Annotated in this window: 6 protein-coding genes; 3 read left to right on the top strand and 3 right to left on the bottom strand. The window is 68.1% G+C overall.

Annotated elements, in window-relative coordinates:
* Positions 1–55: 55 nt before the first annotated feature.
* The 3 genes from metW to ACIKT0_RS12505 all read right to left on the bottom strand — a co-directional run bounded on the left by metW (position 56) and on the right by ACIKT0_RS12505 (position 2,318).
* Entirely contained in the window at positions 56–709 is a 654-nt protein-coding gene (gene metW, locus ACIKT0_RS12495; protein WP_325448395.1) for a methionine biosynthesis protein MetW, read from the bottom strand.
* Positions 710–926: 217 nt separating this feature from the next.
* Positions 927–1,886 (bottom strand): LysR family transcriptional regulator, encoded by a 960-nt coding sequence (locus ACIKT0_RS12500; protein ID WP_407105654.1) that lies wholly within the window; start codon positions 1,884–1,886, stop codon positions 927–929.
* A 234-nt stretch (positions 1,887–2,120) separates the two neighbouring features.
* Positions 2,121–2,318 (bottom strand): hypothetical protein, encoded by a 198-nt coding sequence (locus ACIKT0_RS12505; RefSeq protein WP_407105658.1) that lies wholly within the window; start codon positions 2,316–2,318, stop codon positions 2,121–2,123.
* Between ACIKT0_RS12505 and ACIKT0_RS12510 the strand changes: the two genes are divergently transcribed.
* The 3 genes from ACIKT0_RS12510 to ACIKT0_RS12520 form a co-directional block, all read left to right on the top strand.
* Positions 2,239–3,363, top strand: coding sequence for an ABC transporter substrate-binding protein (locus tag ACIKT0_RS12510; RefSeq protein ID WP_407105657.1), 1,125 nt, complete (start codon positions 2,239–2,241; stop codon positions 3,361–3,363). The two genes, ACIKT0_RS12505 and ACIKT0_RS12510, sit on opposite strands and share 80 nt — an antisense overlap.
* 135 nt (positions 3,364–3,498) lie before the next feature.
* A complete protein-coding gene (locus ACIKT0_RS12515) occupies positions 3,499–4,374 on the top strand; it encodes a branched-chain amino acid ABC transporter permease (RefSeq protein WP_407105655.1) in 876 nt (291 codons plus the stop codon).
* The coding region (locus tag ACIKT0_RS12520; RefSeq protein ID WP_407105656.1) for a branched-chain amino acid ABC transporter permease at positions 4,371–5,356 on the top strand (986 nt) is incomplete at its 3' end. The genes ACIKT0_RS12515 and ACIKT0_RS12520, both read left to right, overlap by 4 nt.

Consider the following 5,356-nt stretch of genomic DNA (forward strand, 5'->3'; position numbering starts at 1 on the left):
GCGTGTTTCTGCTCAGCCGGAAATAGTGTCCCGGCGCCCGCGCCCCGCCGGGACACTATTTCCGGCTGAGCAGAAACACGCCCTGGGCGCCGAACAGGTTCCAGAACCACCACGGCGCGTTCACCGGCGCGGGGCGGCCGGTGGCGTTGAGCGCGACCGCCCGCTCCATGCGCGCGCCGAGCAGATCCACGAGGTCGACGAAGTCGCGGATCGTGCAGAGATGGATGTTCGGCGTCTCGTACCAGGGGTCGGGGAGGTTCGCGGTCTGCGGCATGCGGCCCTCGAGCAGGAACTGCATCCGCACCCGCCAGTGGCCGAAATTCGGGAACGACACGATCGCGCGGCGGCCGATGCGCAGCAGGTCCTCCACCACCGCCTTCGGCCGCCTCGTGGCCTGCAGGGTCTGCGACAGGATGACGTAGTCGAAGGCGTCGTCCGGGTAGTGCGCGAGGTCGGCGTCCGCGTCGCCCTGGACGACCGACAGCCCGTGCGCCACCGAGGCGTTCACCCCGGACTGCGAGATCTCGATGCCGCGGCCGTCGACGCCGCGCCGGGCGATCAGAAGCCGCAGCAGCGCCCCGTCCCCGCAACCGACGTCGAGAACGCGCGAGCCCGGCTGCACCATCTCGGCGACCAGCAGATGGTCCGGGCGCGGCGCGGCCGCGAGCGTCTCGGCAGGCACGGGGGAGGCGGCGTCGAGAACGGTCATGGGGTTCTCACATGCAAGCGCGCTGCGCCTGACTTCAGGCGAGCGCCGTCCGATACGCCATTCGGCGCAGCCGGCAAAGCGCGCCGGCGCGGCGCCATCGCGCAGCGCGTCGCTACTCCTCGTCCGAGGACGGCGCTGCTGCAAGCTGAATGGAGGATGGCGCGGCCTGTCCGGTCATCAGAGAAGCCGAGGCTTCCGATCATCGCGCGACCGTCCTTCAGGAAACGCGTCGCCTCGGCATCCTCTGCGCCTCGACGGTGGTCAGTTTCGCGGACCATATCCTCCGCTTGACGAGATCGGCGATCACGTCCGCGGTGATCTGCGCCGTGAGATCCGCGATGCGCGGGCTCAACGTCCGCTTGGAGACCACGACCGACAACCGCCAGGACGGGGTCGGATCGACGATGCGGACCGTTTCGAGCTCCCCACGCGCGATCTCGTCGGAAAAGGCGAAGTGCGGCATCACGCCGACGAATCGGCCGCCGCTGACCATCTTGGCGATCGCCGGCAGGCTGTCGCAGTCGACCGCGCGGGGCGTCAGGTCCTGCCGCGCGGCGAGCTGGTGGAGCACCGTCCGCAGCACGTTCGGCCGGCCCGGCAGGACGAGCGGCAGATCGAACAGGCGCGCGAAGGGGATCTCGCCGCGCGCCGCCAGCGCATGGCCTTTCGGCACGAACAGCAGCAGCTCCTCGACCATCATCTCGGTCCAGGCGACGTTCTCGAAGGCCTTGTGATCGTAGAGCAGGGCGACGTCGATCCGGCCGGCCTGGATCAGCTCGTCGAGATAGCCGCTCATGGCCTCGACGACGCGCAGGTCGACGTTCGGCAGGCGCTGCGCGAAGGCGGCGTAGAGATCGGGCGCGAGCCCGCGCGCCGCGGAGGTCGGCAGACCGACCAGGACGCGTCCCGACGGGCTCTCGGTGAGCGATCGCAGATCGGCCTTGGCGTCATCGGCCTCCTCGAGGATGCGCCGGGCGCGCTCGCTGAAGCGCAGACCAAGCTCGGTGGGCGTGACGCCGCGGGCGTGGCGGACCAGAAGCTCGACGCCGAGCTCGTCTTCGAGGTTGCGCACCTGCTGGCTGAGCGACGGTTGCGCGACGCGCAGAATTTCCGCGGCGCGCGAAAAATTGCCGCTGTCGACGATCTGCACGAAGTAGCGAAGCTGCCTGAGATCCACGGCTTCTATCCGCCCCGGGTTGACATTTTTGAACCTGCCTAATAGTTGATCATTCGCCCAAAATATGGGTCAATCCCACAAAATAATCAGTGATATCAAGCCTTTAAGGGTGATCTCCGCGCGTCAGGCCGTGAGTAAACGGCAAGCCATAGGCTGAAGCAATAGCTGCGATCGGAAAACCGTCTTTGATTGTGGTTGGGCGGTCCGTCAGCTTTCGCGCGATCTTTAAGTCGATCACCCTTCGTCACCGCGCTGCGGCTTGATGTCCGAGAGGTTCAACATGGCGTCGACAAGACTATCGCGCAGCTCTGGCTGGCTGGCGGCTGCGGCCGTCGCGCTCTTCCCGTCCGCCGTGCTTGCCCAGAAGGCTCCTTGCATTGGCAATTCTGTCGCCACCACTGGTCCGGCGGCGTTTGGCGGCGCGGCGATCAAGATGGGCGCCGAGATCGCCATTGAAGAGATCAACGCCAAAGGCGGCGTGCTGGGCCAGAAGCTGAAGCTCATCCAGTATGACGACGCCGGCGCGCCGCCCCGCGGCGTCGACAACACCCGCCGCGTCGCGCTCGCCGACAAGTGCGTGGCGATCCTCGGCGGCTACCACTCCACCGTCACGGTGGCGCAGGCCGAGCCCGTGAACGCGATCGGCATTCCGTTCATCGGCGTGCTCGCGGCCAACACCAAGGCGATCGAGAACGGCAAGTCGCCGAACTTCATGTTCCGCGTCTCGGCCAAGGACAAATGGGTCGCGCGCTTCCTCGTCGAGAAGGCGATCGCGCAGTCGAAGACCGGCAAGATCGCGTTCTTCTACGAGAACACCGGCTGGGGCAACGGCGCGCTGCCGGACGTCCAGGCGGCGATGAAGGCCGCCGGCAAGGAGCTGGTCGCGACCGAGACCTTCAACTGGAACGACCAGGACATGACGCCCCAGGCGATCCGCGCCCGCGACGCCGGCGCCGACGTGGTGCTGTTCTGGGCGCTCGACCGCGAAGGCAACCAGATCCTCCGCTCGATGGACAAGGTCGGCTTCAAGCCGACGATCATCGGGGCCTGGGGCATCGCCGGCAATCTCGGCGAGCTCGCCGGCCCGCTCGCGAACGGCGTCCAGGTGGTGCAGACCTATACCTTCATGGGCGAAATGGACCCGAAGAAGAAGGCGCTCTGGGACAAGATCTCCGCAAAGTACGGTCTCAAGGACCCGCAGGAGATCAAGATGAGCTCCGGCGTCGGCAACGCCTATGACGCGATCTACATCATCGCGCAGGCGATCGAGAAGGCCGGCGCCTTCGACTGGGCCAAGGTCCGCGAAGCGCTCTACCAGGTGAAGCTGGAAGGTCTGGTGGCGAACTACGACCCGGCCTTCGACGCCTCCGATCCGGAGCGGCAGGATGCGATCCTTCCGCAATACTACAAGGTCACGGCCTGGCAGGACGGCAAGCTGCTCCCGATCGAGCAGACCCCCTACGGCAAGAGCAACTAAGGCTTCGGACGGCGCCGCCCTGCGCGCGCCGTCCACCGCCAACCGATCGGCAGGGGGGCTGCGGATCCCCGGCCGGCCGGACGCGGGCGGCTCCTCCCCCGGAACCGCCCGCGACATCCGAAAGCAGCGGAGCACATGACCACAATCCTGCAATACACGCTGTCAGGCCTCGCCATCGGCGGCGTCTACGCGCTCGTGGCGCTCGGCTTCCACATAATGTGGTCCACGGCCAAGGCCGTGAACTTCGCTCATGGCGACACCTTGATGATCGGCGCCGTGCTCGCCGTCATGGGCGTCGACGCCGGAATGCCGGTGTGGCTCGCCTGCTCGCTCGCGATCCTCGCCGGCGCGGTCTTCGGCGTGGCGCTGGAGCGGGTCGCGGTGCGGCCCTTCACGGCCCAGGCGAACTCCATCGGCTGGATGCTCTCCACGATCGCCATCGGCATCATGGCCGAGAGCCTCGCCACCATGCAGTTCGGCGGCTTCTCGCGGCCGCTGCCCTCTCCGGGCGTTGATCGCCCGATCAACGTGTTCGGCGCCGGCGTCTACGCGCAGGAACTGCTGATCCCCGCCGTCGCGATCGTGCTCACCCTCGGCCTCGGCCTGATGCAGAAGCGCACGCTGGTCGGCCGCGCCATGCGCGCCGTCGCCCATGACAAGCGCGCCGCCGCCCTGATGGGCATCAACGTCAACCGCATCGTCGCCCTGTCGTTCGGCCTCTCCGCGCTGCTCGGCGCCGGCGCCGGCGTGCTGGTCGCGCCGGTGATCCAGGCCTCCGCCACCATGGGCGTCCTGCTCGGCCTCAAGGGCTTCGCGGTCGCCATCATCGGCGGCATCACGAGCGCGCCGGGCGTGCTGGTGGCGGGCCTCGCTTTCGGCGTCCTCGAGAAGTTCGTCGAGGGCTACATCTCGACCGCCGCCCGCGAAATCGTGGCCTTCGGCGTCATGATCGCGGTGCTGCTGGTGTTCCCGCAGGGTCTGTTCGGCAAGCGTGAGACGGTGAAGGTATGAGCCGGTCGCATCTCCTCGGCTTTCTGGCCTTCGCCGCGCTGCTCGTCGCGGTGCCGCTCACGGCGGAGAACGAGTACGAACTCCGCCTGTTCATGCTGTTCCTGATCTACGGCCTGATCGCCGTCGGCCTGAACGTTCTGGTCGGCCTGACGGGGCTCGTCTCGCTGGGCCAGGCCGGCCTGTTCGCGCTCGGCTCCTACACGGGGGCGATCCTCGCCGTCCGGCTCGGCGCCGACCTCGTCACGGCGTCGATCGGCGCGGCCGTCGTGGCGGCCCTGTTCGGCGTCGCGCTCGCCTATCCCACGGTGCGCGTGCGCGGCGTCTATCTCGCGGTCGTCACCATCGCGTTCGGCATCATCGTCGAGAACGTGGCGATCGAGTGGACCGCGCTCACGGGCGGCACCACGGGCCTCTCCGGCATCCCGACGCCCAGCGTGTTCGGCTACGAGCTCACGGGCTACGGCTTCTATGGCGTGCTGGCCGCGACGCTGCTTCTGGCGACGCTTGCGGCTCACAACCTCACGGACAGCCGCTACGGCCGCGCCATGCTCGCGGTGTCGCAGAGCGAGATCGCGGCCCGCTCGCTCGGCGTCAACGCCACCGCGATGCGCATCCTCGCCTTCGTGGCGGCGGCGGTGACGGCCGGCGTGGCCGGCGTGTTCTACAGCTTCCTGAACCAGTACATCTCGCCGGACATCTTCACCTTCTCCGACAGCGTGCGCTTCCTGCTGATGGTCATCCTCGGCGGCGCGGCGACGACCTTCGGCCCGGTGCTCGGCGCGTTCGTGCTGACCTATCTCCCGGAGTACCTGCAGGACTTCCAGCTCTGGCAGAAGTTCGCCTATGGCGCGCTGCTGCTCGCCGTGATGTTCGTGCTGCCGCGCGGCGTCATGGGCACGCTCGGCCTCGGCCTCAAGCGGCTGCGCCCTGCGGCGCGCGGGCTCGACCCCGCGGAGGTGGCCTCGGCCGGGGCCGGACTGCC

Origin of the sequence: Hansschlegelia beijingensis (assembly GCF_045505405.1) — a bacterium.
GTDB lineage: Bacteria > Pseudomonadota > Alphaproteobacteria > Rhizobiales > Methylopilaceae > Methylopila > Methylopila beijingensis_A.

Bases quoted from the DNA above. Each gene is read 5' to 3' on its own strand.
- metW (WP_325448395.1), bottom strand. From the start codon at position 709: ATGACCGTTCTCGACGCCGCCTCCCCCGTGCCTGCCGAGACGCTCGCG.
- ACIKT0_RS12515 (WP_407105655.1), top strand. From the start codon at position 3,499: ATGACCACAATCCTGCAATACACGCTGTCAGGCCTCGCCATCGGCGGC.